This window comes from Streptomyces sp. NPDC059785 (assembly GCF_042732375.1).
Taxonomy (GTDB): Bacteria; Actinomycetota; Actinomycetes; order Streptomycetales; family Streptomycetaceae; genus Streptomyces.
In genome coordinates this window covers 47,558-72,561 of the sequence record NZ_JBHWHV010000001.1, presented here as the reverse complement: position 1 = coordinate 72,561, position 25,004 = coordinate 47,558, and the positions used below count along the sequence as shown (strand labels likewise).

24 protein-coding genes are annotated in these 25,004 nt (G+C 72.6%); 9 read left to right on the top strand and 15 right to left on the bottom strand.

Going from position 1 to position 25,004, the window contains the following annotated elements:
- Window positions 1-33 precede the first annotated feature (33 nt).
- Entirely contained in the window at window positions 34-819 is a 786-nt protein-coding gene (locus ACFV6E_RS00355) for an acyltransferase (RefSeq protein WP_385168644.1), read from the bottom strand.
- 141 nt (window positions 820-960) lie between these two features.
- Here ACFV6E_RS00355 and ACFV6E_RS00350 point away from each other — a divergent pair, with 141 nt between their 5' ends.
- On the top strand, window positions 961-1,494 hold the full coding sequence (locus tag ACFV6E_RS00350; protein ID WP_385168641.1) for a gamma carbonic anhydrase family protein: 534 nt from the start codon (window positions 961-963) through the stop codon (window positions 1,492-1,494).
- 32 nt (window positions 1,495-1,526) lie between these two features.
- Here ACFV6E_RS00350 and ACFV6E_RS00345 read toward each other — a convergent pair whose 3' ends face one another.
- The 3 genes from ACFV6E_RS00345 to ACFV6E_RS00335 form a co-directional block, all read right to left on the bottom strand.
- Window positions 1,527-2,213, bottom strand: a complete 687-nt coding sequence (locus ACFV6E_RS00345) for a DedA family protein (protein WP_385168638.1) — start codon at window positions 2,211-2,213, stop codon at window positions 1,527-1,529.
- A gap of 167 nt (window positions 2,214-2,380) precedes the next feature.
- Complete coding sequence (locus tag ACFV6E_RS00340) at window positions 2,381-4,750, bottom strand: beta-glucosidase (protein WP_385458528.1); 2,370 nt, start codon at window positions 4,748-4,750, stop codon at window positions 2,381-2,383.
- 424 nt (window positions 4,751-5,174) lie between these two features.
- On the bottom strand, window positions 5,175-5,612 hold the full coding sequence (locus tag ACFV6E_RS00335) for a DUF4442 domain-containing protein (protein ID WP_385168710.1): 438 nt from the start codon (window positions 5,610-5,612) through the stop codon (window positions 5,175-5,177).
- Between the two features lie 96 nt (window positions 5,613-5,708).
- Between ACFV6E_RS00335 and ACFV6E_RS00330 the strand changes: the two genes are divergently transcribed.
- From ACFV6E_RS00330 to ACFV6E_RS00320, 3 genes are all read left to right on the top strand, one after another.
- Window positions 5,709-6,743 (top strand): hypothetical protein, encoded by a 1,035-nt coding sequence (locus ACFV6E_RS00330; protein WP_385458526.1) that lies wholly within the window; start codon window positions 5,709-5,711, stop codon window positions 6,741-6,743.
- 66 nt (window positions 6,744-6,809) lie between these two features.
- Complete coding sequence (locus tag ACFV6E_RS00325; protein ID WP_385168629.1) at window positions 6,810-7,859, top strand: hypothetical protein; 1,050 nt, start codon at window positions 6,810-6,812, stop codon at window positions 7,857-7,859.
- Between the two features lie 151 nt (window positions 7,860-8,010).
- Entirely contained in the window at window positions 8,011-9,402 is a 1,392-nt protein-coding gene (locus tag ACFV6E_RS00320; protein ID WP_385458524.1) for an MFS transporter, read from the top strand.
- 519 nt (window positions 9,403-9,921) lie between these two features.
- On the opposite strand, the gene ACFV6E_RS00315 is transcribed toward ACFV6E_RS00320, so the two are convergent.
- The gene (locus tag ACFV6E_RS00315; RefSeq protein WP_385458522.1) at window positions 9,922-10,767 is read right to left on the bottom strand and encodes a spermidine synthase; all 846 of its coding nucleotides are present in this window, start codon (window positions 10,765-10,767) and stop codon (window positions 9,922-9,924) included.
- Window positions 10,768-10,962: 195 nt separating this feature from the next.
- On the bottom strand, window positions 10,963-12,132 hold the full coding sequence (tuf, locus tag ACFV6E_RS00310; protein WP_385166078.1) for an elongation factor Tu: 1,170 nt from the start codon (window positions 12,130-12,132) through the stop codon (window positions 10,963-10,965).
- Window positions 12,133-12,656: 524 nt separating this feature from the next.
- Between tuf and ACFV6E_RS00305 the strand changes: the two genes are divergently transcribed.
- The gene (locus ACFV6E_RS00305; RefSeq protein ID WP_385166080.1) at window positions 12,657-13,487 is read left to right on the top strand and encodes a TVP38/TMEM64 family protein; all 831 of its coding nucleotides are present in this window, start codon (window positions 12,657-12,659) and stop codon (window positions 13,485-13,487) included.
- 64 nt (window positions 13,488-13,551) lie between these two features.
- On the opposite strand, the gene ACFV6E_RS00300 is transcribed toward ACFV6E_RS00305, so the two are convergent.
- Window positions 13,552-14,721, bottom strand: coding sequence for a thiolase family protein (locus ACFV6E_RS00300; protein WP_385166081.1), 1,170 nt, complete (start codon window positions 14,719-14,721; stop codon window positions 13,552-13,554).
- Window positions 14,722-14,814: 93 nt separating this feature from the next.
- On the opposite strand from ACFV6E_RS00300, the gene ACFV6E_RS00295 reads away from it, so the two are divergent.
- Window positions 14,815-15,276 carry a winged helix-turn-helix transcriptional regulator gene (locus tag ACFV6E_RS00295; protein WP_385166083.1) on the top strand — a complete coding sequence of 154 codons (462 nt, stop codon included), beginning with the start codon at window positions 14,815-14,817 and terminating at the stop codon, window positions 15,274-15,276.
- A gap of 79 nt (window positions 15,277-15,355) precedes the next feature.
- On the opposite strand, the gene ACFV6E_RS00290 is transcribed toward ACFV6E_RS00295, so the two are convergent.
- The 3 genes from ACFV6E_RS00290 to ACFV6E_RS00280 are packed head-to-tail and all read right to left on the bottom strand — an operon-like array spanning window position 15,356 to window position 18,422.
- Window positions 15,356-16,081, bottom strand: coding sequence for a cupin domain-containing protein (locus ACFV6E_RS00290; RefSeq protein WP_385458520.1), 726 nt, complete (start codon window positions 16,079-16,081; stop codon window positions 15,356-15,358).
- Window positions 16,075-17,169, bottom strand: coding sequence for a PmoA family protein (locus ACFV6E_RS00285; protein ID WP_385458518.1), 1,095 nt, complete (start codon window positions 17,167-17,169; stop codon window positions 16,075-16,077). The genes ACFV6E_RS00290 and ACFV6E_RS00285 overlap by 7 nt, the downstream gene beginning before the upstream one ends.
- Window positions 17,166-18,422: a Gfo/Idh/MocA family protein gene (locus tag ACFV6E_RS00280; protein WP_385458516.1), complete on the bottom strand. Its 1,257-nt coding sequence runs from the start codon at window positions 18,420-18,422 to the stop codon at window positions 17,166-17,168. Before ACFV6E_RS00280 ends, ACFV6E_RS00285 begins: the two co-directional genes overlap by 4 nt.
- A gap of 776 nt (window positions 18,423-19,198) precedes the next feature.
- Between ACFV6E_RS00280 and ACFV6E_RS00275 the strand changes: the two genes are divergently transcribed.
- The gene (locus tag ACFV6E_RS00275; RefSeq protein WP_385166088.1) at window positions 19,199-20,074 is read left to right on the top strand and encodes an undecaprenyl-diphosphate phosphatase; all 876 of its coding nucleotides are present in this window, start codon (window positions 19,199-19,201) and stop codon (window positions 20,072-20,074) included.
- A 49-nt stretch (window positions 20,075-20,123) separates the two neighbouring features.
- Here ACFV6E_RS00275 and ACFV6E_RS00270 read toward each other — a convergent pair whose 3' ends face one another.
- The 3 genes from ACFV6E_RS00270 to ACFV6E_RS00260 form a co-directional block, all read right to left on the bottom strand.
- Window positions 20,124-20,396: a hypothetical protein gene (locus ACFV6E_RS00270; protein ID WP_385166090.1), complete on the bottom strand. Its 273-nt coding sequence runs from the start codon at window positions 20,394-20,396 to the stop codon at window positions 20,124-20,126.
- Window positions 20,397-20,417: 21 nt separating this feature from the next.
- On the bottom strand, window positions 20,418-21,332 hold the full coding sequence (locus tag ACFV6E_RS00265; protein ID WP_385166092.1) for an N-acetylmuramoyl-L-alanine amidase: 915 nt from the start codon (window positions 21,330-21,332) through the stop codon (window positions 20,418-20,420).
- Between the two features lie 106 nt (window positions 21,333-21,438).
- The gene (locus tag ACFV6E_RS00260; protein WP_385166094.1) at window positions 21,439-22,023 is read right to left on the bottom strand and encodes a carboxymuconolactone decarboxylase family protein; all 585 of its coding nucleotides are present in this window, start codon (window positions 22,021-22,023) and stop codon (window positions 21,439-21,441) included.
- A 227-nt stretch (window positions 22,024-22,250) separates the two neighbouring features.
- Here ACFV6E_RS00260 and ACFV6E_RS00255 point away from each other — a divergent pair, with 227 nt between their 5' ends.
- Entirely contained in the window at window positions 22,251-22,430 is a 180-nt protein-coding gene (locus ACFV6E_RS00255) for a hypothetical protein (protein WP_385166096.1), read from the top strand.
- 118 nt (window positions 22,431-22,548) lie between these two features.
- Here the strand turns inward: ACFV6E_RS00255 and ACFV6E_RS00250 are convergent, their stop codons facing one another.
- Together ACFV6E_RS00250 and ACFV6E_RS00245 are read right to left on the bottom strand one after the other, a co-directional pair.
- Window positions 22,549-23,289, bottom strand: coding sequence for a glucose 1-dehydrogenase (locus ACFV6E_RS00250; protein ID WP_385166098.1), 741 nt, complete (start codon window positions 23,287-23,289; stop codon window positions 22,549-22,551).
- A complete protein-coding gene (locus ACFV6E_RS00245) occupies window positions 23,286-24,299 on the bottom strand; it encodes an LLM class flavin-dependent oxidoreductase (RefSeq protein WP_385166100.1) in 1,014 nt (337 codons plus the stop codon). The genes ACFV6E_RS00250 and ACFV6E_RS00245 overlap by 4 nt, the downstream gene beginning before the upstream one ends.
- Before the next feature lie 108 nt (window positions 24,300-24,407).
- Here ACFV6E_RS00245 and ACFV6E_RS00240 point away from each other — a divergent pair, with 108 nt between their 5' ends.
- Window positions 24,408-24,884, top strand: coding sequence for a nuclear transport factor 2 family protein (locus ACFV6E_RS00240; protein WP_385166102.1), 477 nt, complete (start codon window positions 24,408-24,410; stop codon window positions 24,882-24,884).
- The last annotated feature ends 120 nt before the right edge of the window (window positions 24,885-25,004 follow it).

The window sequence follows — 25,004 nt, the reverse complement described above, 5'->3', positions numbered from 1 at the left end:
CGGCTGACCAGCCCCGGGACCGCCGACGGCCCCTCAGGCCCCCGCCGCGTCCGGCGCGTCCAGGTCGTGCAGCGCCGCGAGGCGGGCCGCGCCCTCGGCGTCCAGGCCGGACAGCGCGAGCAACTGCTCCGGCGTGACGCCGTCGGGGATCGGCACCGGCGGCGGGGTGCGCAGCGGGGGCTGCCAGCCGAGCCGGGCGTCCCAGCGCCGTACGACCTTGGCCGGGGCGCCCGCGACCACCGCGTGGTCGGGGACCGTGCCGCGGACCACGGCGCCCGCCGCGACCACCACGTTCCGGCCGATGCGCGCGCCCGGCAGGATCACCGCGCCGGTGCCTATCCAGCAGCCGGGGCCGATGGACACCGGGTCCATCCGGGGCCACTGCTTGCCGATGGGCTGGTGGGGATCGTCGTAGGAGTGGTTCGTGGACGTCACGTAGACGTACGGGCCGAAGTAGCAGTCGCTGCCGATGGTGACCGTGGTGTCGGCGATGACGTGGCTGCCCCGGCCGAGGACGACGCCGTCGCCGATGCTCAGGATCGGGTCGGGGCCGAGGTCGAGGTCGGGCATCAGACCGGCGGTCAGGGTCACCTGCTCGGCGATGATGCAGTGCGCGCCGAGCCGGATCCAGGGCTCGCCGAAGACGGTGCCGAGGGGGAAGGCGAGTCTGGTACCTGTTCCCATCGAACCGAAGCGGAAGCGGCCGGGCCGGTCGGCCGTGACGGCGCCCGTGCGCTGCACCCAGGCCCAGCCCGCGTGGACGGCGCGCTGCGCGAGGCGGCGCCGCCATGATGAGAACGTGTTCTTGCTCCTGGGCACCCGCTCACGGTACTCAGCGGGCCGGCCGGCCACGGTCCGGGACCGCTGTGATCTTCACCCCACCCGGCCGTCCCCCTGCCCCGGCGATCGCTTACGGTGCCCGTACCGACCGACGGACCGTCGAGGAACGAGGAGAGTGCGATGACGCACCGGGCGCTGATCACCGGCGTGGGCGGCAAGGATCCCGAGTTGGACCCGGAGGCGTTCGCGGCGCCGACGTCCGTGGTGCTCGGCGAGGTGACCCTGCACCGGGGGGCCAGCGTCTGGTACGGCGCGGTGCTGCGCGCGGACTGCGGCCCCATCGTCATCGGCGCCGACAGCAACATCCAGGACAACTGCACGCTCCACGTCGACCCGGGCTTCCCGGTCACGGTCGGCGAGCGGGTGTCGGTCGGGCACAACGCCGTGGTGCACGGCGCGACCGTCGAGGACGACTGCCTGATCGGGATGGGCGCGACGGTGCTCAACGGCGCGGTGATCGGTACGGGTTCGCTGGTGGCCGCCCAGGCGCTGGTCCCGCAGGGCATGCGGGTGCCGCCGGGTTCGCTGGTCGCGGGGGTGCCCGCGAAGGTCAAGCGGCCGCTGACCGACGAGGAGCGCGAGATGATCTCGCTGAACGGCACGATGTACGCCGAACTGGCCAAGACCCACCGCGCGGCGCACGAGGGCGAGTGAAGGCCCCGGAGCCGCCGCGGCGGCTCCGGCGGTCAGTCGGCGGCGGGAGCCGGAAGCGCCTCCCGCTCGGCGGTCACCGTGGCCTTCTCCGGCTGCCCGGCCTCGACCTGCCCGGCCTCCACGCTCTTCGCCTTGCGGCGGACGATCAGCAGCGAGGTGACCCCGATGAGGACGGCCGCCACCAGGCCCAGCCAGGAGAACCGCTTCAGCCAGGACTCGGCGACCACACCGACGTAGTAGATGACGGCGGTGGTGCCGCCCGCCCAGAGGATCCCGCCGAGCACGTTGGCGATCAGGAACTTCCAGTACGGCATCCGCAGCACACCCGCGAGCGGCCCGGCGAAGATGCGCAGCAGGGCGACGAAGCGGCCGAAGAAGACCGCCCACATGCCCCACTTCTCGAAGGAGCGCTCGGCGGTGGCGATGTGTCCCTCGCTGAAGTGCTTGGGGAACTTGCCGCCGAGCCAGGCCAGCAGAGGGCGCCCGCCCTTGCGTCCGATGGCGTAGCCGATCGAGTCGCCGATGACCGCGCCCGCGCTGGCGCAGATGCCGAGGACCACCGGGTTGATGCCGGCGTGCTGCGAGGAGAGCAGTGCGGCGGAGACCAGGATGATCTCGCCGGGCAGCGGGATGCCCAGGCTCTCCAGCCCGATGACCACCGCCACCAGCGCGTAGATGCTGATCGCGGGTACCGTCTCGAGCCATTCCTGGACGTGCAACGCCGGTTCCTCCCGTATCGCCGTGCGTGAGCGGGGCTGTCGCTGTGCGTGAGCGGGCGTCAGGCGTGAGGCGTGATCACCCGCGCGCCTCCCCTCGGGCGCATGCCGGGCAGCCTACCTGTTCGACGCGACGGGACGGAGTCCCGGCGACCGCACCGGTACCGCCGTCACGCGGGTACCTCCACGCTGCCGCGCAGCCGCAGGTCGCGCGAGGAGGCGCCGGTCCAGACGGTGCGCCGGCCGGTGCCGCGCGCCCAGTCGTGCCGCTGCGCGTCCCAGCAGGACAGGGTGCGCTCGCCGACCCGTACGGTGACCCGGCGCCGCTCCCCCGCCCGCAGCGTCAGCCGCCGGTAGCCGCCCAGCACCCGGACGGCCTGGTCGAGCCGCAGGTCCGGCGAGGGGCCGACGTAGACCTGCGCCACCTCGACACCGCCCCGCCGGCCGGTGTTGCGCACGGTGAAGCTCACGTCGAGCCCGCGCCCGGCCGCCCGCACCCGCAGATCCTCGTAGCCGAAGGAGGTGTACGACAGCCCGTGCCCGAACGGGAACAGCGGGCGCACGCCCTCGGCGTCGTACCAGCGGTGGCCGGCGTGGACGCCCTCCGAGTACCGCTCGACGCCGTGCTCGCCGGGGTAGCGCAGCGGGTCCCCGGCGACCGGGTGGTGGTCGTCGTCGACGGGGAAGGACTGGGTGAGCCGGCCGCCGGGGTCGCAGTCGCCGAAGAGGACCGCGGCGGTGGCGGCGGCGCCCTCCTGGCCCGGGTAGTACATCTGGAGCACGGCGGCGGTCCCGCGCAGCCACGGCATCGCCGTCGCGGACGAGGTGTTGAGGACGACGGTGGTCCGCGGGTTGGCCTCCGTCACCGCCTCGATCAGCCGCGCCTGGTGCCCGGGGAGCCCGAGCGCGGTGCGGTCCCGGCCCTCGGTGGCGTCCTCGTACGCGAAGAGGACCACGCTGGTCGCGGCGCGGGCGGCGCGCACCGCCTCGGCGACGTCCCGCTCCCGGGTGGCGCCGGTGATCCGCCGCAGCCGGAACCGCTGCCCGACGGCCCCGCCCCGCGCGGTGATCTCGACGCGGTGCGCGCCCCTGGCGAGCCGCAGCGTCCTGCGGCGCACCGTCAGCCCGTCGGGCGCCGCGGTGACCAGACCGCCCTGGAAGTACTCCGCGTACCCGGCGGCGACCGGGAAGAGTTCCTCGCCGTCGAGGACGACCTTCGGGCGCTCCCCGCTGTAGTGGACGAGGAGAATCCACTCGTCGGCCTCGCCGACGGTCAGCGTCCCCCGGTACGTCCAGGTCTCGCCGGGGGCGACGGCCTGGCCCTCGGTGTCGATGTCCCCGTCGAGCGCGCCGCGCGGGACGGGCTTGCCGTACACGTCCTCGCCGAGCGCGTAGGTCACCTCGGCGTCCCGGCCCGCGCGCGCCCGGATGGCGTCGAGGGGACTTTCGGCCCGGTCCGGGTTCACGTGCGCGCTGCCGCCGCCGCTGACGAACGGGTGCAGGCCGGTGGGTCCGATGACGGCGATGCCGCGCGCGGCGGCGCCGGTCAGCGGCAGCGTCCGCCGCTCGTTGCGCAGCAGGGTCGCGCCGGCCTCGGCCACCTCGCGGGCCAGGGCCGCGCCCGCCGCGGCGTCGCGCTCGGGCCGGGGCGGCGCGGTCCCGTCCAGCAGGCCGAACCGGTCGAGTACGGACAGGACGCGGCGTACGGCCCGGTCGAGCTGCCGCTCGCTCACGCTGCCGCCGGCCACCGCCTCGGCCAGCGGCCGGCCGAAGTGCGCCCCGTCCGGCATCTCCATGTCGAGCCCCGCGGCGAGCGCGGCGGCGGTGCTGTGGGCGGCGGACCAGTCGGTCATCACCCAGCCGTCGAAGCCCCAGCGGCGGCGCAGGACATCGGTGAGCAGCGTCGCGTTCTCGCAGGCGAAGACGCCGTTGACCTTGTTGTACGCCCCCATGACCGCACCGGTCCCGGCGGCGACGGCGGCCTCGAAGCCGCGCAGCTCGACCTCGTGCAGGGTCCGCTCGTCGATCCGTACGTCGACGGACATCCGGTCCCGTTCCTGGTTGTTCAGCGCGAAGTGCTTCACGGTGGCGATCAGTCCCTCGTCCTGGATGCCGCGGATCTCGGCGGCCACCAGGTCGGCCGAGAGCAGCGGGTCCTCGCCGAACGTCTCGAAGTTGCGGCCCGCGTACGGGGTGCGGATGAGGTTGACCATGGGCGACAGCAGCACGTCCTGGCCGAGCGCGCGGCCCTCGTGCCCGATGGCCCGGCCGTAGCGGCGGGCCAGGTCCGGGTCGAAGGCGGCGGCGAGCAGGACGGGCGCGGGCAGCGCGGTGGCGTGCCGGGTGACGCGGACACCGGCCGGGCCGTCGGCGAGCCGGAGCGGCGGGATGCCCAGGCGCGGGACTCCGGGTACGTAACCGGCCTGGCCGAGCGAGTGGGGGTCGGTGGCGCCGTGCAGCAGGGAGATCTTCTCGTCACGGGTGAGCCGGGCGATCAGCCGCGCCACGCGCCGGCCGGGCGCGGACGCGGACGCGATCACGGGGGCGGGTGCGGGTGCGGGGTGCCCGGCGCCGGTGGCCGCCGCGGCGACCGCGGCGGCACCACCGGCACCGCCGAGCCTGAGAACCGTTCTGCGGGAACAGCCGTGGGACGGGGGGCAGCCGTGGGACGGGGGGCAGCCGTGGGACGAGGAGCAGCCATGGGACGGGGAGCAGCCATGGAACGGGGAGCAGCCGTGGGACGGGGAGCAGCCGTGGGACGGGGCGTGGGACACGTGCGGTCACTCCTCGGGTGCGGGCGCGGGTGTCGGCGCGTCGTCGTGGGCCGCGTGCACACGCGCCGACGGCGGCGACAGCCGCGACCGACCTGTCCGGCCCTGACGGCACTATGCGTCAGGGCGGACTTGACTCGCCGTCAGGCGCCCCGGAGCCAGGAGTGAAAACCCGGGAAGGTCGCCGGAACGCTCAGCCGTTCGGGCGCAGGGTCCAGACGACCGTCATCTCGCCGGTGACCGCGCCGTCGCCGCGCCGGATGGTGACGGCGACCGGGAACTCCGGGCGCCGGCCCGCGTCGAGTTCGGCGACGACCTCGGCGGCGGGGCGGCCGAGCGTCGCGGTGGCGGTGACGGGCCCCATCGCGAGCTTCTTGTAGGCGATCTCGGCGCGCACGGCCAGCGGCACGGCCCGCGAGAGCTGCTCCCCGAACGCGGCGAGGACGATCGCCCCGCTGGCCGACTCGCCCAGCGTGAACATCGCGCCGGCGTGCGGCCCGCCGACGTGGTTGTGGAAGTCGCTCCGGTCGGGCAGGGACACCACGGCGTTCTCCGGCGTCGTCTCCAAGAACTCCAGGTTGAGGGTCCTGGCCATCGGCACCGTGGCGGCGAGCATCTCGCCGATCGACATCTGGTCTGCGCTCATGCCGGAACGTTACCCATGAGTAGCCAAGCTTGGCCAGGCCCTGTCGGGTGCCGTCGGCGCGCTCCCGTATCGTTGCGCCGCATGTCGCCAGCAGAGCAGCCGCCGGGGGGCGGGCAGCCCGATCCGCATCAGCGGCCCAATCCGTATCAGCGGCCCGGCTATCAACAGCCGAACCCGTACCAGTCGCAGCAGCCGCAGCAGTTGCCGCAACCCCGGCAGTCACCGCAGCAGCCGTGGGAGGTGCCGACCGTGACGGCCGGGCCCGCGGCGCCGCAGCCCGGTGGAACCGGCCCCGGTGGAGCGGGTCCCGGTGGCGGCGGGACCGGTGGCGGCAACCGGACGCGGGTGATCGCGATCGCCGCCGCGGCGGCCGTGGTGGTCGCGGCGGGCGTCACCGGCTTCGCGCTCCTCGGCGGCGGCAAGGACGACGGGACCGACCCCGGGCCGACGAACTCCGCCTCCGGACAGCCGAGTTCGAGCGACCCGCGCGGCACCGACGCGGACGAGCCGACCGTCAAGGGGTGGAAGGTCGTGGTCAACCCCGACATCGGCGTCGCCTTCGACGTACCGGCCGAGTGGGCGCTCGCCTCCAAGGACTATGTCTCGTACGTCGTCGAGAACGACGATCCCGAGGAGAACCCGCTGGTCGCCATGAAGGCGCCCGCGTTCCTGAAGGAGAAGTGGTGCGGCTCCGACGACGACCGTGACGGCGCGACGGACTACATACCGCTGGCCGCCGCGGGCAGCAGGGGCAACAACGGGGCCAAGAGCACCGAGGACATCGCCGGCTCGGATCCGCAGAGCTGGGTCTACGGGGCGTACACCCAGCCGGACAAGGCGAAGGTCGAGTCGGGGACGGTGGAGTCCTACACCACCGAGTCGGGCATCAAGGGCAGCCTGGGCACCGCCTCGTCCGAGGGTGTGGAGAAATCGAAAAAGTGCGCCACGGACGGCAAGGCAACCACGTTCGCCTTCAAGAACTCCGCGGGCGATCTGGTCTCCTGGTCGTTCCACGGCGCCAAGGGCGTGTCCGACGAGGTACCGGACGCGACCGTGCGGAAGATCCTCAGCACGGTACGGATCTACCAGGACCCGTCGGACGCGTCGGACGGCTGAGCCGGTACACGTCTGACAAGGGGCAGTGACCCAAACGTGTCACTCGCGGCACTAGGGTTACTGCCCATGTGGCCAGGACAGCAGCCGCCCGGGGGCGAGCAGAACCCGCAGGACCAGAGTCAGAACCCCTACACGCAGTCGGGGTACCAGCAGCCGAATCCGTATCAGCAGCCCGGATATCAGCAGACGGGCGGCTATCCGCAGACCAACCCGTACCAGCCGCAGGCCGGGCAGCCGGGGGCCGGGCAGCCGCAGTGGAACACGCCCGCCCCCATGGGCGCGCCGCAGCCGCCGCCGAGCGGTGACGGCAACCGTACGAAGATCATCGCGATCGTGGCGGCCACCGCGGTGGTCGTCGCCGCGGGCGTCACCGGATTCCTGGTCCTCGGTGGCAACGACGACGACAAGGCCGACGGCGGCAAGGACGCCAAGGCCTCGGCCAGCGCCTCGAAGGAGCCGAGCGCGTCGGCGTCCGAGGACAACCCGCGCGGCGGCGAGGGCGAGAAGGCCACCATCGAGGGGTGGAAGGTCGTCATCAACCCCAAGTGGGGCACGGCCTTCGACGTGCCGGCCGAATGGGACGTCAAGTCCCCCGGTACGTACACCGCGTTCGAGGACAAGGAGAAGGGCGACGGCAGCCCGCTCATCACGATGTCCTCGCCGGCGTACCTGAAGGAGTCCTGGTGCTCCACGGACAGCGACAAGGACGGCACCAAGGAGGAGTCCGCGCTGGCGGTGGCGGGCACCAAGGGGCAGAGCGGCGCCAAGAGCCTGGAGCAGGCCGCCCGCAGTGACTCGGCGACGTGGGCCTGGGCCGGTTACACGGGACAGACCGACGCCGACCAGAAGAAGATCGAGATCGGCAAGGCCGAGGACTTCACCTCGTCCTCGGGGCTCAAGGGCAAGATCTCCACGAGCTACACGAAGGGCGCCGCCGGCAGCGGCAAGTGCGACACAGAGGGCAAGGCGACCACGTTCGCCTTCAAGAACTCCAACGACGACTTCGTGTCCTTCAGCTTCTACGGGGCCAAGGGCGTCAGCGACGAGGTCACGGACGAGACGATCAAGAAGATCGCCGGAACCGTGCGGCTGCACGGTGATCCTGAGGACTCCTGAGCCGTAGGCCGCACGGGCCGCAGCGGCGGGTACGGAGCCGGACGGGCAGCGGCCCGTCCGGCTCCGGCGCGTCGGCGCCCGGGCGCCGGGCTCGTACCGGTGTCCGCTAATCGGTTTGTCGAGAAAGGCGTCCGGGAGGGATAGTCGGCCGGTGACCACTGCCGCCGATCCCTCCAGACGCCTGCGCCGCCCCACCTGGGCCGGGCGGAACTACACCCTGCTGACCGCCGCCGCGGTCGTCACCAACCTGGGCAGCCAGGGCGCGCTGATCGCCGCGGCGTTCGCGGTGCTCGACACGGGCGGCGACGGCGGCGACGTCGGCCTGGTGGCGGCGGCACGCACCCTGCCGCTGGTGCTCTTCCTGCTCATCGGCGGCGCCGTCGCCGACCGGCTGCCGCGCCACCGCGTGATGGTCGCGGCCAACGCCCTCAACTTCCTCTCGCAGGGCGCCTTCGCGGCGCTGGTCCTCGCGGACCAGGCGCGGCTGTGGCACATGATGGTGCTCGCCGCGCTCGGCGGTACGGGGCAGGCGTTCTTCAGTCCGGCCGCCGAGGGCATGCTGATGTCGTCCGTCTCCGGGGAGCAGGCGAGCCGTGCCTTCGCCGTCTTCCGGATGGCGATGCAGGGGGCCGGGCTCGGCGGCGCGGCGCTCGGCGGCGCGCTGGTGGCCGCGTTCGGACCCGGCTGGGTGCTCGCCGTGGACGCGCTGGCCTTCGCGGTCGCCGGGGCGCTGCGCGCCTTCCTCGACGTGAGCCACATACCGTCGCGCACGGCGAGCGGCGGGCTGCTCGCCGATCTGCGCGAGGGCTGGCGCGAGGTCGTCGGACGGCCCTGGCTGTGGTCGATCGTGGCGCAGTTCTCCGTGGTGGTCGCGGTCGTCGGCGCCGCCGAGTCGGTCTACGGTCCGCTGGTCGCGCGCGACAGTCTCGGCGGGGCCGGGCCCTGGGGCCTCGCGCTCGGCGCGTTCGGCGCCGGAACCGTCGGCGGCGCCCTGCTGATGGTCCGCTGGAAGCCGCGCCGGCTGCTGCTCGCGGGCACCCTGTGCGTGTTCCCACTGGCCGCCCCGTCCGCCGCGCTCGCGGTGCCGCTGTCCGTGGGCGGGCTGTGCGTGGTGATGTTCCTCAGCGGCCTCGCGATCGAGGTGTTCGGGGTGTCGTGGATGACCGCCCTGCACCAGGAGATACCGGAGGAGAAGCTCTCCCGGGTCTCCGCCTACGACTGGTTCGGCTCGATCGCCATGGTCCCGCTCGCCACGGCCCTCGCGGGCCCGGCGGAACAGGCCGTCGGACGCACGGCCGCCCTGTGGGGCTGCGCGGTCCTGGTCGTCGTGGTGACGGCAGCGGTCCTGCTCGTACCGGACGTACGGAACCTGACACGACGGACGGGTTCGGTGGTACGCACGGGGCCGGAGACACCGGCCGGCTCGACGGCACCGGCCGGCTCGACGGCACCGGTCGACTCGGCGGCGCCAATCGGGTCGGCTGCGCCGGTCGTGTCCGCGCCGGTGGCGCCGGGGACGGCGGTCGGTCCCGGGCAGCCGTGACCGGGGCGGCCTCGACCAGGGCCGTCTTCACCTGGTCAGCCGCGATCGGGGCCGTCTCGACCAGATCAGCCTCGGCCAAGGCGACTGCGACTGGGACGGCCGAGGAGCCGGTCCGGTCGGCGACGCCGGTCCGGTCGGCGGCCGTGGCGCCCGGGACGGCGGTCGGTCCCGGCGGGCCGTAACCGGGGCAGCCTCAACGAGGGCGGCCACGACCAGGGCGACGGCGACTGGGGCGGCCGAGGAGCCGGTCCGGTCGGCGGCGGTGGCGCCGGGGACGGCGGTCGGTCCCGGGCAGCCGTGACCGGGGCGGCCTCGACCAGGGTCGTCTTTACCTGGTCAGCCGCGATCGGGGCCGTCTCGACCAGATCAGCCTCGGCCAAGGCGGCTGCGACTGGGACGGCCGAGGAGCCGGTCCGGTCGGCGACGCCGGTCGGATCGGCGGCGGTGGCGCCCGGGACGGCGGTCGGTCCCGATCCGGTCGTCGGCGGGGCGGTCCCGACCGGATCGGCCGCGGGCGGGTCAGCCGATGCCGAAGGCTCCGTCCGGCGGCTTGGGTGAGGGGACCGCGTTCTCGTCCTGTACGGGTTCGGCGGCGCCGGTGAACTCCCGCAGCGCCGAACCGTCCATCACGCGCGCGGGGAAGGCGTCGGCGGCGGTACGGCGGGCCAGGACCGCCGTGTCGAACAGCCGGTGCGACGCCACGAGCACCGTGTTGCCGAAGCGCCGGCCGCGCAGCACGGCCGGTTCGGCGATGAGGGCCAGCTCCTCGAAGACGGTCGCGAACGTGGCGAGCTGGGAGCGGAGGAAGTCGAAGGGCGAGGCGTCCGCGAGGTTCGCCAGGTAGACGCCGCCAGGGCGCAGAACCCGCTCGGCGGCGCGCGCGTAGGCCGTGGACGTCAGGTGCGCGGGGACGCGCGAGCCGCCGAAGACGTCCGCTATCAGGACGTCCGCCGAGCCCGCGGGCGCCGCCTCCAGCCAGGCCCTGGCGTCCGCGCCGTGCAGCGTGATTCCCGCCTCGTCGGGCACGGGCAGCTTCTCGACGACGAGGGACAGCAGGGCGCGGTCCGCCTCGACCACGTCCTGGCGCGAACCCGGCCTGGTCGCGGCGAGGTAGCGCGGCAGGGTGAGCGCCCCGCCGCCGAGATGCAGCGCGTCCAGGGCGCTGCCCGGTGCCGCGACCGTGTCCAGCACGTGCCCGAGCCGACGCGCGTACTCGAACTCCAGGTGCGTCGGCGCGTCCAGGTCGACGTACGACTGAGGCGCGCCGTCGACGGTCAGCAGCCAGGCCCGCTCGCGGTCCACGTCCGGCATCAGCTTGGCGGTCCCGTGATCCACGTCCCGTGTCACGGGTATCGGCTCGTCCACGGTCCCATTGTGCCGCCCTGGCACCCCGGTACGCCCCGTCCGCGGTCCTGTTGTGCCGCCCCGGCACCCCGACACGCCCCGTCCGCGGTCCTGTTGTGCCGCCCCGGCACCCCGGCACGCCCCGGTCGGTGCGGGTGCGAGCGGGCGCCCGCCCCTCGGAGGCGGGCGCCCCCGGAGGCGGGCGCCCCTCGTCGGTCAGCCGACCGCGGTCACCGTGCCCGCGCCGACCGTCCGGCCGCCCTCGCGGATCGCAAAGCCGAGGCCGGGCTCCAGCGGGACCTCGCGCCCGAGCTCGACCGTCATCGTGACCGTGTCGCCGGGCCTGGCCACCGCCGTCTCGCCGAGGTCGATGTCGCCGACCACGTCCGCGGTACGGATGTAGAACTGCGGCCGGTAACCGGTGGCGACCGGGGTGGTCCGGCCGCCCTCGCGGGCCGACAGGACGTACACCCGCGCCGAGAAACGCCGGCTCGGCACGACGCTGCCGGGCGCCGCGACGATGTGGCCGCGGCGCACCGCGTCGCGCGGCACCCCGCGCAGCAGCAGCGCCACGTTGTCCCCGGCCTGCGCCTCGTCCATGGGCTTGCCGAAGGTCTCCAGGCCGGTGACCACGGTGTCCACGGAGGCGCCGAGCACTTCGACACGGTCACCCGTCTTGATGGTGCCGCGCTCGACGGCACCGGTGACGACGGTGCCGCGCCCGGTGATGGTGAGCACGTTCTCGACCGGTAGCAGGAACGGCGCGTCGAGATAGCGCTCGGGCATCGGCACGTACGTGTCCACGGCGTCCAGCAGCGCGTCGATCGCCGCGGTCCAGCGGGGGTCGCCCTCCAGCGCCCTGAGCCCGGAGACCCGTACGACCGGTACGGACTCGCCGCCGTAGCCGTGCGCGGTGAGCAGTTCACGGACCTCCAGTTCGACCAGGTCGGTCAGCTCCTCGTCACCGGCGTCGGCCTTGTTCAGGGCGACGACGATGTGGTCGACGCCCACCTGCCGGGCGAGCAGCACGTGTTCGGCGGTCTGCGGCATGATCCCGTCGAGCGCGGAGACGACGAGGATCGCCCCGTCGAGCTGCGCGGCGCCGGTGACCATGTTCTTGACGTAGTCGGCGTGGCCCGGCATGTCCACGTGCGCGTAGTGCCGGGTGTCGGTCTCGTACTCGACGTGCGCGATGTTGATGGTGATGCCGCGCGCGGCCTCCTCCGGCGCCCGGTCGATGCGGTCGAACGGGACGAAGGTGCCGGCGCCGCGCTCGGCGAGGACCTTGGTGATGGCGGCGGTCAGGGTGGTCTTGCCGTGGTCGACATGACCCATCGTGCCGATGTTGAGGTGCGGTTTGGTGCGCACGTAAGCCGTCTTGGGCATGGCTGTACCTCGAAGCCTCTTCAGTGTCAGTGGGACTGAGTGATGGCCCCGGCGGTTGTGAGGTGCGGCCGGGACGGGGACCCCGAGGTTTCGCCGACCCTCCCCCTGCGGGGTCCGCCGGACAATCCGGGAAGGGTCAGCTTCGGGCGCCGTCGACGGCTGCCAGGAAGACCGGGACGGCAGCCTTCGGCGCATCCGCGACTGCGGATGCTGCGAGGACGAAGGCGTGCCGGAACATGAGGCGATCATCGCCGACGCGTCTGCGCACGTCGAATGGTTTTCCGCGGAAGGGAGCGGAAGGGAAACGGGAGTTGCGGGCGGGGGCGGTGAGGTGGAAATGGGGTGCGGTGGGCGTCAGGAGAAGGTGTTCGGGACCTTGTGCACGGCAGGACGGACGGAGGGGCAGGTCGACGGTGTCCCGCCACGCCGGCACGGCGGTTCCGGCACCTGACGTTCCGCAAGCTGTGACGCCCGTGAGACGCACCATACGGCGATCACACACATTTGTCGGTTAGTGTCACCGGATGCTCGATGCCACCACCCGCTCTGGGGGCACCGCCACGGCCTCTCCCCCGGCCACCGCCACGGGACTCGTCCCCACCGCGGACCTCTTCGGCAAGGAACACCCCTCCGGCACGACGGAGCACGTCCCCGCTCCGCTCGCCCGGACCGCACCGAGAGGTCTGACCGCCCGCTTCACGAGAGTGCTGCTCTCCCCCTGGTCACGCCTGTCCCTGCTGCTCGCGCTGCTCGCCGCCGCCGCGTGCTGCGTGCTGCTCTTCGAACCGCAGCGGCTGCTGGCCGGCGGCTGGCCGCCGCAGCTCGGCGGCGCCGCCGCTGCCGTCGTCTTCGCGGTGGCGTACGGGCTGTGCACCGTCGCGTTCGTGCCCCGGCCGCTGCTCAATCTCGCGGCCGGTGCTCTCTTCGGCTCCCAGCTCGGGACCGGAGCGGCGATCGCCGGCACCGTGCTCGGCGCGGGCGTGGCCTTCGGGCTCGGCCGGGTGCTCGGGCAGGACGCGCTGCGCCCGCTGCTGCGCGGCCGCTGGCTCAAGGCGGCGGACGGGCAGCTCAGCCGCCACGGGTTCCGGTCGATGATGGTGGCCAGGCTCTTCCCGGGGGTGCCGTTCTGGGCCGCCAACTACTGCGCCGCCGTGTCCCGGATGGGCTGGCTGCCCTTCCTCCTCGCGACGGCCCTGGGCTCCGTCCCGAACACCGCCGCGTACGTCGTCGCGGGCGCCCGCGCGTCGACGCCGACGTCCCCCGCGTTCCTGATCGCGATGGGCTTCATCGCCGTACCGGGGCTGGTCGCGGCGGTCGTCGCCTGGCGCAAGCGGCATCATCTTCGGCGGGGGTGACGGCGAGGCGACGACGGGGGTGACGGCCGGGAGCCTTCGTCCGGGAGCATGCCCGGCAACTCCCTCAGACCGTCTCCAGCACCATCGCGTTCGCCAGGCCGCCCGCCTCGCACATCGTCTGGAGCGCCCAGCGCGCTCCCCGTGCCCGCATGGCGTGCACGAGGGTGGTCGTCAGCCGGGTGCCGCTCGCGCCGAGCGGGTGGCCGATGGCGAGCGCACCCCCGTGCACGTTGAGCCGGTCCGGGTCGGCGCCCGTCTCCTGGAGCCAGGCCAGGACGACGCTCGCGAACGCCTCGTTGACCTCGAAGAGGTCGATGTCGCCGATGCCGAGGCCCGCCCTGCGGAGCACCTTCTCGGTGGCGGGGACGACGCCGGTGAGCATCAGCAGCGGATCGGAGCCGGTGACGGCGAAGCTGTGCAGCCGCGCGAGCGGCCTGAGGCCCAGGCGGGCCGCCGTCCCGCTCGACGTGATGAGCACCGCTGACGCGCCGTCGTTGATCGGGCTCGCGTTGCCCGCGGTGACGTTCCACTCGATCTGCGGGAAGCGCTCGGCGAAGGCCGGGTCGTAGTAAGCGGGCTTGAGTCCCGCCAGTGTTCCGGTCGTGCTGCCCGGCCGTACGCTCTCGTCGCGGCGCAGGTCCTCCAGGGGCGCGGTCTCGGCGTCGAACAGGCCCTGATCCCAGGCCGTGGCCGCCTTCTGGTGGGAGGTCACGGCGAATTCGTCCATCCGCGCGCGCGAGAGCGACCACTTGGCGGCGATCAGCTCGGCGCTGATGCCCTGCGGGACCAGGCCCTCGGGGTAGCGTGCGGCGATCCCGGGTCCGAAGGGGTCGGTGCCCGGCGGGACGTTGGACCCCATCGGGACCCGGCTCATCGACTCCACGCCACAGGCCACGACCAGGTCGTACGCGCCGGAGAGCACACCCTGGGCGGCGAAGTGGACGGCCTGCTGCGAGGAGCCGCACTGACGGTCCACCGTGGTCGCGGGCACCGTCTCGGGCAGGCCCGCCGACAGCGCGGCGTAGCGGGTGGTGTTCATGGCCTGCTCGCCGATCTGGCCGACGGTGCCGCCGATGACGTCGTCGATCAGCTCCGGGTCGACGCCGGAGCGCTCGACGAGGGTGCGCAGGGTGTGCGCGAGGAGTTCCACTGGGTGGACGTGGGCCAGGGCGCCGTTCGGCTTGCCCTTGCCTATCGGGGTGCGTACGGCTTCGACGATCACGGCGTCACGCATGAAGCATCCCTCAGTTCGTTTTTCAAACTCGCTAAGTGACTCCACGGTAGCCGAGTGGGTTGGAATAGCCAACCCACCCTCTAGACTGGCTTCATGAAGGACGCCCGACCCTGTTCCATCGCCGACACCCTCGCCCTCGTCGGCGAGAAGTACTCCCTGCTCGTCCTGCGCGAGGTGTCCCTGGGCGCCCGGCGCTTCGACCAGATGGTGCGCAACATCGGGGCCCCTCGCGATGTCCTGACCACCCGTCTCAGACGGCTCGTGGACGCGGGGCTGCTGGAGAGGACCGAGTACAGCGACCGGCCCAAGCGCTACGAGTACCGGCCCACCGAGGCCGGTCTCGAGCTGGAGTCCGTACTGCTCACGCTCATGGCGTGGGGCGACCGCCACCTCCAGAAGGGCGGGTACCGGCCCATGGTCCTGGAGCACGCCTGCGGCCACGAACTGGTTCCGCAGGTGGTGTGCCGCGAGTGCGGCGACGAGGTCAGGCACGACGACCTGACGTCCCACCCGCAGGCCCCGGGGTGGACGGTCACGGGGCCTGCGGGGGCGTGAAACGCCCTGCTACGCACTGGGGACATCGGACATCCCGGGAACGCCCTGGGGTCCGGCGGGCCGAGTGCGGCCCCGGGGATCAGAAAAGAGTGTCCTGGTAGACGTCCAGCCGGCCGCACATGCCGAACTTCCCGCGCGCGGAGGGCTGTTCGGCTCGTACGACGGCCTCGGCGAGGTGCGACGTGTCGGCCCGTTCCAGACGCTCCAGCTGGTCGGCGGTGGCCGCCGCCGCGGCCTGCGCGCCGCGGTGCCAGCGCTCGCGCCACTCGGCGAGCCTCGGGCGCACCAGTTCCGCGGCGGCCCGGTGGAACGCGGCCAGGGGCTCCGGGCCGTCCGCCGCGCGCAGCGCCCGGTAGCCCTCCAGGGCCAGGTCGCGCCGGGCCCGGGCGATCCGTTCCTGCTCCTCCCTCGGTGCGTCGGCGGGGATCGCTGTCGCGGCGGCGTACGTCTCCGGGTCCGTGAGGTGTTCCGGTGGCAGGGTCAGTACGGCGTCCCCCGCCTCCGGCAGGCCGTTGTTCTGCATGAGGACCGTGATGCGCAGGTCGTCCTCGTTGACCAGCCGGTGGATCGTGCCCGGCGTGAACCACGCGACCGTCCCGGGCGCCAGCGGGGTGACCTCGTACCCGGATGTCGTCAGTGTCTGCACCGCGCCGCGGCCCACGGTGACCACGTACGCCTCCGAGCAGGTCAGATGCATGTGGGGCGTGCCGCCGCACACGCCGTCCGCGGCCGGCCAGTCGTAGACGGACAGGTGCGAGACGGCCACGGCGCCCGGGAGGCCGGTGAAACCGGCGGAGCTCACCAAGGGTGCTCCTCCAGGTACTTGGCGATCTCCTCGCGTTCCCACGCGCCGTCGGCCACGACCACCCGGTAGCGGCGGGTGAGCGTGTCCCCGGGGAGCAGTTCCAGTTCGTCGAAGAACGCCAGGGACGGGGCTACCGCCGCGAAGGGCTCGTTGCGTACGAACCAGTGGGCGGGGTGATTCCCGCGGCTGCCCGTGTGGTCGTTCTCGGGGGCGTGCTCGAAGACCAGGGTCGCGTGGCCGTCGGCTCCGTCGTGCTCTCCGCTGTACGCCAGCCACGGTGCCTGCTGTCCCATCAGGCCCGGGCCCTCGGCGTCGGGGTCCGGCCCGAGGACGCGGCCTTCCCTGAAGGCCCGCGGGCCCCGCCAGAAGAGGCCGGTGTAGCCCGCCAGTCCGCGGCCCGCCGTGGTCGGGCTGCCGAAGCGGAGCGGCTCGTCCCGCCTGTTGGTGACGGCGCTCGTCCAGGTCAGCGCCCAGGAGCCGGCCTCCGGGTCCACGTCGTGCACCTCTATGCGGCGCTCCTCCTCGGCCCACAGTTCGCCCGTGTACGGGTGCCAGGTGAGGCGTTCGGCCAGCACCGCGCGGGTGCCGGTGCCCTCCGTGGTGATCTCGTCGAAGGCCACGTGTGCCATTGAGCCCACGCGTTCCGGTAGTTCCAGATATCCCTTTCCGTGGATGTATGTGTTGCCGCCCCACAGGTTCTGGCCCGAGAGGTGCGACGCCGTCATCTGGAGGCCCTTGTGCCAGCGGTGGTCGTTCGGCCGGTAGTCGGTGACGATCGCGTTCGCCAGGGTCCGGACGGGGTGCAGGTACGGCTTCGGCGCCTCCCACGCCGCCTCCGGCCGGTACACGTAGCTGAACAGGTCCACGCCCGTGGTCGGGTCCGTGATGGTTACGTGGTCGCCGTGGGCGTGGGTGATGCGGAGGTCGTTCTCGGGGGGCTTGGGGGGCTTGAGGTTGGAGTTGGGGTCGGGCTTGGGGTTGGGGTTGGGGTCGGGGTTGGGGTTGCGGTCGGGGTCGGGGTTGGGGTCGGGGTTGGGGTCGGGCTTGGGATTGGGGTCGGAGTCGGGGTCGGGGTCGGGGTTGGTCATTTCGTGCTCCCTGCTGTCGCCTCCGTCGGTGCCCAGCCCGGGGCGCCTCCGTGCAGCGCCGTGTAGTACGGGTCGCCCGGGACTATCTCGCCGGACCGTACGGTCGTGTCGGTGAACGCCGACTTGTACAGCGCGGAGATCAGTTCCAGGCTGGTGCGGCCGTCGGCGCCGCTGCTGCGGGGGCGCCGGCCGCTGCGCATACTGGCGATCAGTTGCCGCAGCTGGGCCACGTGCGAACTGGGCACGTCCGTGCCGAACTCCCGCCATGCGGTCACGTCCGCCTCCGGCGTGCCGGGGGCCGGCGTGATGCGCCAGTTGCCGTTGCTGTGTCCGTAGAGGTGGGTGAGTTCGACGGTGGCGCGCTCGCAGTCGACCCTGATGCGGCTCACCTCGTCCGGGCTGAGGACGCTGTTCACGACGGTCGCGAGGGCGCCGCTCCCGAAGCGGACCAGGGCGGTCGAGACGTCCTCCGTCTCCACGTCGTGGACCAGGCGGCCGGCCATGGCGCGCACCTCGCTCCACGGTCCGAGGAGGTCCAGGAGCAGGTCCATCTGGTGGATACCGTGGCCCATGGCGGGGCCGCCGCCCTCGGTCTGCCAGCGTCCGCGCCAGGGCACGGCGTAGTAGGCGGCGTTGCGGTACCAGGTGGTCTGGCAGTGCGCCACGAGGGGGCGGCCCATGGCCTGCTGGGCGAGGAGGCGTCGGACGTGTTCCGCGCCGGAGCCGAAGCGGTGCTGGAAGACGATGGACGCGTACGGGCCGTTGCCCGTCGTGCCCTCCTCGGCCGCCACGGCGTCGTAGTCGGCGAGCGTGGGGACCGGGGGTTTCTCACACCAGACCCAGGCGCCGGACCGTAGCGCGGCGATCGACTGCTCGCGGTGGAGGGTCGGCGGGGTGCAGATGCAGACCAGGTCCGGATGCTGTTCCTGGAGCATTCGGTCGAGGTCGGTGTAGGCGTGCGGGATGCCGCCGTCCGCGCAGAACGCCTCCACCGAGGCGGCGTCTATGTCGACCGCGGCGACGATCTCCGTCTCGCCCTCCGCGGTCAGTTCGTGCAGGGCGGGGAGGTGGCTGCCGCGGGCGATGCCGCCTGTGCCTATGACGGCTGCCCTGATGCGGCGGTCCTTGAAGGGGGACGGGGAGGGGGACGGGGAGGGGGACGGGGAGGGGATCGGGGAGGGGTCCGGGGAGGGGATCGGGGAGGGGGGAGTTGTTTGCGAGGGGATTCCGGGGGCGTTGCTGGGTGTGCGCATGGACGTTCAGCACTCCATCGGACGTGGCGTCAGACGTCGGGCGGCGCGTGCCGTGGGTAGCAAGCGCTTTCCTTCTGCGGCAACGTAAGCCGCGGGTCGGTGGTGGTCAACACCGCCGGGGGGCTCGTGGTGGTGCGCGTGCGTGCGTCGTGGTGCGCGTGCGTGCGTCGTGGTGCGCGTGCGTGCGTCGTGGTGCGCGTGCGTGCGTCGTGGTGCGCGTGCGTGCGTCGTGGGTCGGGGCCGCGCCGGTACATCCGCCCGTCGCTCCCGCGGTCGCTTCCGGGGTTCGGATGACCAACTTGGTGTGCGACCACGTGATCGACGGGCATTTGATGTACCGGCACGGCCCCTTCCGCGCGATCGCGGCTGCGGGTCGTGGACGGTTCGGTCACGGGCCCTTCCGGCCGGGGGCGGGTGCGGGTCGTGGGCGGTTCGGCCGCGGGCCCCTTTCGGCCGGGGGCGGGTGCGGGTCGTGGGCGGTTCGGCCACGGGCCCCTTTCGGCCGGGGGCGGGTGCGGGTCGTGGGCGGTTCGGTCACGGGCCCCTTTCGGCCGGGGGCGGGTGCGGGTCGTGGGCGGTTCGGCCGCGGGCCCCTTTCGGCCGGGGGCGGGTGCGGGTCGTGAGCCTCGATACCCGTTGCGTCTGTCCGCTGCGAAGCCCCTGTGGTCGGTCTGTCAGGAGGGGGCGCTACGCTGCCCCTCAACACCGTGATCACCGCGCCAGGCCCGGCGCCGCACCCGTCCCTTCCGACATCAGCACTTGGACCACCTAACTCCATGTCTTGGTTTGAATCCCTCGTCCTCGGACTCGTCCAGGGGCTGACCGAATTCCTTCCCATCTCGTCCAGCGCGCATCTGCGTCTGACCGCGGCGTTCGCCGGCTGGCACGACCCGGGAGCGGCCTTCACCGCGATCACTCAGATCGGCACGGAGGCCGCGGTGCTGATCTACTTCCGCAAGGACATCGCCCGGATCGTCTCGGCGTGGTTCCGGTCCCTGTTCAGCAAGGCGATGCGCGGTGATCACAATGCCCAGATGGGCTGGCTGGTCATCGTCGGCTCGATTCCGATCGGTCTGCTCGGCGTGACGCTCAAGGACCAGATCGAGGGGCCGTTCCGCGATCTGCGGCTGACCGCGACGATGCTGATCGTCATGGGCATCGTGCTCGGCGTGGCCGACCGGCTGGCGGCCCGCGACGAGACCGGCGGCAAGCACCGCGCCGCCACGCAGCGCAAGTCGCTCCAGGAACTGGGCGTCAAGGACGGCCTGGTCTTCGGCGTCTGCCAGGCCATGGCCCTGGTTCCCGGCGTCTCCCGGTCCGGCGCCACCATCAGCGGTGGTCTGCTCATGGGCTACACCCGCGAGGCCGCGGCCCGTTACTCCTTCCTCCTCGCCGTTCCCGCGGTGCTCGCCTCCGGCGTGTTCGAGTTGAAGGACGCGAGTGAGGGCGGCCATGTTTCGTGGGGCCCGACCATGTTCGCCACGGTTATCGCCTTTGTGGTGGGTTATGCCGTAATTGCGTGGTTTATGAAATTTATTACCACCAAGAGCTTTATGCCGTTTGTCTGGTATCGGATTGTTCTTGGGATTGTTCTTATCGTGCTGGTGGGCATGGGAGTGCTCAGTCCGCACGCGGGTGAGTCGGCGCAGTAAATCTCGGGGAGGCGCGGCAGCGGGGGGACCGCTGCCGCGCCTTTTTGTTTCAGACCGGGGTTGCCGGGGGCGTCGTGGTCGGCTTGGTCGGGTAGTGCGGGGGCCTTGCCAGGCCCAGGAACCAGCCCCAGCTCTTTCCCGCCCGCTGTTCCAGCAGGCGGAACAGTGCGTAGTAGACGGTGCCGAACGCACCCGTGAGCGCCGTCGTCAGTGTCGCGTCGTCGAGTGTGATGCCCAGCCTGGCCAGTTGCACCGCGGCGAATCCGACCAGGTACGGCACGAACGTGCGCCACAGTGACGCCAGCCAGTCGTAGAGGTTCATGTGCTCGGTCCCTTCCCGCGATCAGGCGACGACGGTGAAACCGTGCCGCTCGGCGAGCTTCTTCAGGGAGGCGGAACCCGGGATGCCGTCCGCGGCCGTGCCGGTGTATCCGCACTTCTTCTGCCACTTGGCGTACGCCGTGACCGTCGTCGTGCCGTAGTGGCCGTCGCTGTATGCCTTCGCGAGCAGGCCCTCGTCGACCAGGGCCGCTTCGACGGTCTTCACTCCGGAGTAGGTGACCGGCTGGCCCGATGCCTTCGGGTTCGCTCTGGCCGCGGCCACCAGCTTCGACAGGTCCACCGTCGGCTTGGTGGGCTTGGGCGGGGTCGGTGCGGGGTCGGTGCCGAGCCGGGTCGCCACGCGCGCGAGGACGTCGTCCCAGTCCATGCCGGGGCCGCGCGGGTCGATCTTGCCCGGCTGCCAGTCGAGGTGGCGGATCACCGACCGCGCGCCCCAGCCGTGGTGGCGGCAGAGCGCGGCGGACACCCGGACGATCGCTTCGATCTGCGCGGCCGGCCACGGGTCCTTGTTGTCGCCGAGGTTCTCGCACTCGAAGCCGTAGAAGCGGGCGTTGCCGTCGACGGTCGCCTCGTCGTCCGCCGGCGGCTTCTTCTCGGCGATGACCGCGGCCAGGACGTCCGGGTCGCCGAGGCCCGCGTGGTTCGCGCGGCCGTAACCGACGAGGTGCACCCGGCCGTCCTTGGCGATCATGCCGTGGCACAGCGGTCCGGGCAGGGAGCTGTACCCGTCTCTGACTATCTGCACCGTGTTCTCCGTGCCCTTGGTGACGGTGTGGTGGATCATCACGCCGTTGACCGGGCCCCAGGCGCCCTTGCTGTTGCGGTTGTGCGTCTCCCAGTTGCCGACCTCCACGACGGTGACGCCCTCGGCCCGGAGCAGCGCGGCGAACTTCGCGGCGGTGGGTGGTGTGGCCATGCTTGCCTTCTCTCTGTCGAACGGCGTCGGTGACGTTGACCGTGAATACGTAGTAAGCCAGCCGAAGCGTCACCGGGCCGTTCTTCCCACCGGCCGTGCGGGTGCGTCAGGCGGGCGGAGGCGGGAAGTCCAGGGCCCACGGCTCCGGGCTGATGCGCACGCCGTTGAGGACGTAGGCGATCGTCCGGTACCAGCCCGCCAGCACCAGGAACTCCAGGGTCTCGACCTCGGTCAGATGGGACCGCAGTCCGTCCCACGTCGGATCGGTGAGTGCGACGGTGTCGTGGAGTTCGTCCACGGCGCGCAGCAGGGCGGCCTGCCGGGGCGACCAGGCCGGGTCGTCGGGGGTGCCGCTCACCGTGAGGGCGATCAGGTCCGGTGTGAGGCCGGCGGCGTCGGCGTACGCGGCCATGTGGGCGCCCCATTCGTAGGCGCAGCCGCAGCGCACGGCGACCCGGGCGATCACGAGTTCCCGGTCCGCGTCGGTCAGCCGGCCGGAGGCCAGGAGACCGCCGCCCAAGGTCCGCATCTGCGTGGCCAGTTCGGGGTGCCGCTCCAGCACTCTGAACAGCATCAGCGGTTCGAGGGGGACACCGGGCGGCAGCCACTCGCGCAGCGTGCGTTCGGTCTCGGGGCGGTAGGGCGGCGCGACGCCGGCGATGCGTTGTTCCGTGCTCTTCACGGGTTCCATGGGCGCACTCTGACCGCCGGGGGGTCGCGGAGCAAGGAAGGGAAGTGACAAGTACGCCAGATCGGTGCTCACCCGGCCGTGACGGTGCGGGCGGCGATGAGGTGGCCTGATGTACGTCGTGTGGTGCCCCTCAACACATCCGCGCAAGATCCGCCGTGACCAACCACATACAACGTGGGTAGCCGTCTGGTAGCGGACTGTCAGTCCTTGCCCCTAGGCTTGCGCGCATGACCCATGACTCCACGACGTCTGGTTCTGTCCGTTCTGCGGCCGCGCTGAACGAACAGATTCGCGCGCTGTGGCTGAGGGCCGGCGGTTCCCTGTCCGCGCAGGAGCGGGCGGAGTACGAGTTGCTGGTTGTGGAATGGGCCGAGGCGATCCGCGGCGAGGTCATCGAGGCGGCCTGAGAGTTCGCGCCCCAGACACACCTGCCGCTGGGCTTCGCCCGCAGCGCCCACCGAGTTCCGCTCCAGCAGCCGTGCCGGGCCGTCGTCGGCTCTCGGCTTCAGCCTCCGTGCCGCGGTGTCACCTGCCGCCGGCCACCCGCAGTACCGTGCCGGTCGTGTACGAGGCCTCCGGCGACATCAACCACGCGATGGCCGCGGCGATTTCGTCGGCCTGTCCCGGGCGGCGGAGCGGGATCGTGGCCGCCGCGCGCTCGGCGCGGTCCGGGGCGCCCATCGCGGCGTGCATCTCGGTGTCGATCATGCCGGGGGCGACGGCGTTGACGCGCACGCCGTCCGGGCCCAGCTCCTTCGACAGGCCCACGGTGAGGGCGTCGACGGCGGCCTTCGTCGCCGCGTAGTGGACGAACTCGCCGGGGCTGCCCAGCGTGGCCGCCGCCGAGGACACGTTGACGATCACGCCTCCTCCCGCGGCGGTCATCGCCCGGGCCGCCCGGCGTGCGCACAGCAACGCCCCCAGCAGGTTCACGTCGACCACGCGCCGCAGGTCGGCGGGGTCCGCGTCGGCGAGCCTGCCCAGCGGGCCGGTCACCCCGGCGTTGTTCACCAGCCCTGTCACGGGGCCGAGTTGATCGGCCGCCATGTCGAAGAGCCGGTCCACGTCCGCTTCGTCGGCGGTGTCCGCGCGTACGGTGACGCAGCGCGCGCCCGCCGCCCGGACGGTGGCCGCCACCCGCTCGGCGGCCGCGTGGTCACTGACGTATCCGAGCACTATGTCGTGTCCGTCGGCCGCCAGGCGCGTGCAGGTCGCGGCGCCGATGCCCCGGCTGCCGCCGGTGACGACGGTGACGGGACGGGTCATGGCTGCCTCCCGGGCGCGCCGTCGGTCCGGGGCGGCGGCGTGTCCGCGTGCTGCTTCACCAGCTCGTACGACCTCAGCCGGTCGGCCAGCGCGTAGACGGGGGTCACCAGCATGAGTTCGTCCGCGCCGGTGCGGTCCACCAGGCCGGTCAGGCGCCGTACGACGGTCTCGGGCGAGCCGTGGGCCTGGTGGGAGCGGAAGAGGGCCAGCGCCCGCGTCTCCTCGGCGGTGAAGGGGTGGGCGGCGGCCTCGTCGGGGGTGGGGAAGGGGATGTCGCCGCGGCTCTTGAGGAGTCCCGCCTTGACGACGTCCATCGGCCCGGTGAGCCGGGCCGCCTCCTCGTCCGTCCCGGCGCACACGGTCTCCACGCAGAGCAGCACGCGGGGGCGTGCGCACCAGCGGGACGGGACGAAGTGCTCGCGGTAGTGGGTCAGGGCGGCGGCGGTGTTGTCGGGGCGGATGTGGTGGGCGAAGGCGATCGGCAGGCCCAGTTCCGCGGCGAGCGCGGCGCCCGCCGTACTGGACGACAGCAGCCACGGCTCCGGGAGCGGGTCGAGCGCGACCTCGTCGAGCAGGAGGCGCAGGGTCTGGGACACGTCGTCGCGGTACTCGTCGTCCGTCGTCGGTCCGGCGCCGCGCCGCAGGGCCCGTGCCGTCCGCTCGTCGAAGGTGCCCGGGCCGCGGCCGATGCCGAGATCGATCCGGCCCCCGTGCAGCGCGGCCAGCGTGCCGAACTGCTCCGCCAGCATGATCGGGGCGTGGTTCGGCGCGAGCACCCCGCCCGAGCCGAGCCGCAGGGACGAGGTCAGCGCGGCCGCGTGGGCGGTCAGCACGACCGGCGGGAACGCGCCGATGGCCGGGGAGTGGTGGTGCTCGGCGTACCAGAGCCGCAGGTAGCCGAGGGCTTCGAGGCGCTGGGCGAACGCGGTGGTGTCCCGCAGGGTGTCGGCCGCCGGAGCGCCCGACTGGACCATGGCCACTTCGAGCGCGCTGAGCGGTACCTCGATCATGCGGTCAGTATAGGAATCACCACGAAGGAGCTTTTGGCCCGGTGGCCTCGACAGCCGATGCCTGCACGCCTCTTGGCCCGGCGGGTCCCCCGGCCCAACACTGAGCCGATGACGCAGCGTGTGCAGCTCGCGACCGTGATGGACCGGCTCGCCGTGGACGAACTGATCACCGAGTACGCGGCGGCGGTGGACGACGCCGACTGGGAGGCGTACCAGGAGCTGTTCGCGCCGGACGGGCGCGCGGACTACCGCTCCGCGGGCGGGATCGAGGGGGATGCAGTGCAGACGGCCGGCTGGCTCGCCCGGAACATGCGGCTGTTCGCCATGCGGCAGCATCTGATCGTCAACCGGCGGGTCAGCTTCGGGCTTCTGGAACAGGACACCGGCGACACCGCGCGGGTGCGCGCCGACTATGTCAATCCGATGCGGTTCGCCGGGACCGACGGGGCGTCGACGGCACCGGACTTCGTGTGCGGCGGGCGGTACGCCTTCGCGCTGCTGCGCACGTACGACGGCTGGCGGGTGCGCGAGGTGGTCGTCCGGGAGAAGTGGCGCAACACGGCTCCCGGGCCTGCCGTCACCTGAGGGGCGTCCCGGCCGGCGGGCGGCTCGTCACCCGGCGGCGGACGGCGTCCGGCCCGCTTCGACGCCCTCTGTTTGAGATCACGAAGGGCGCGCACACTGAAGGGGGCACGCAGCAGGGAG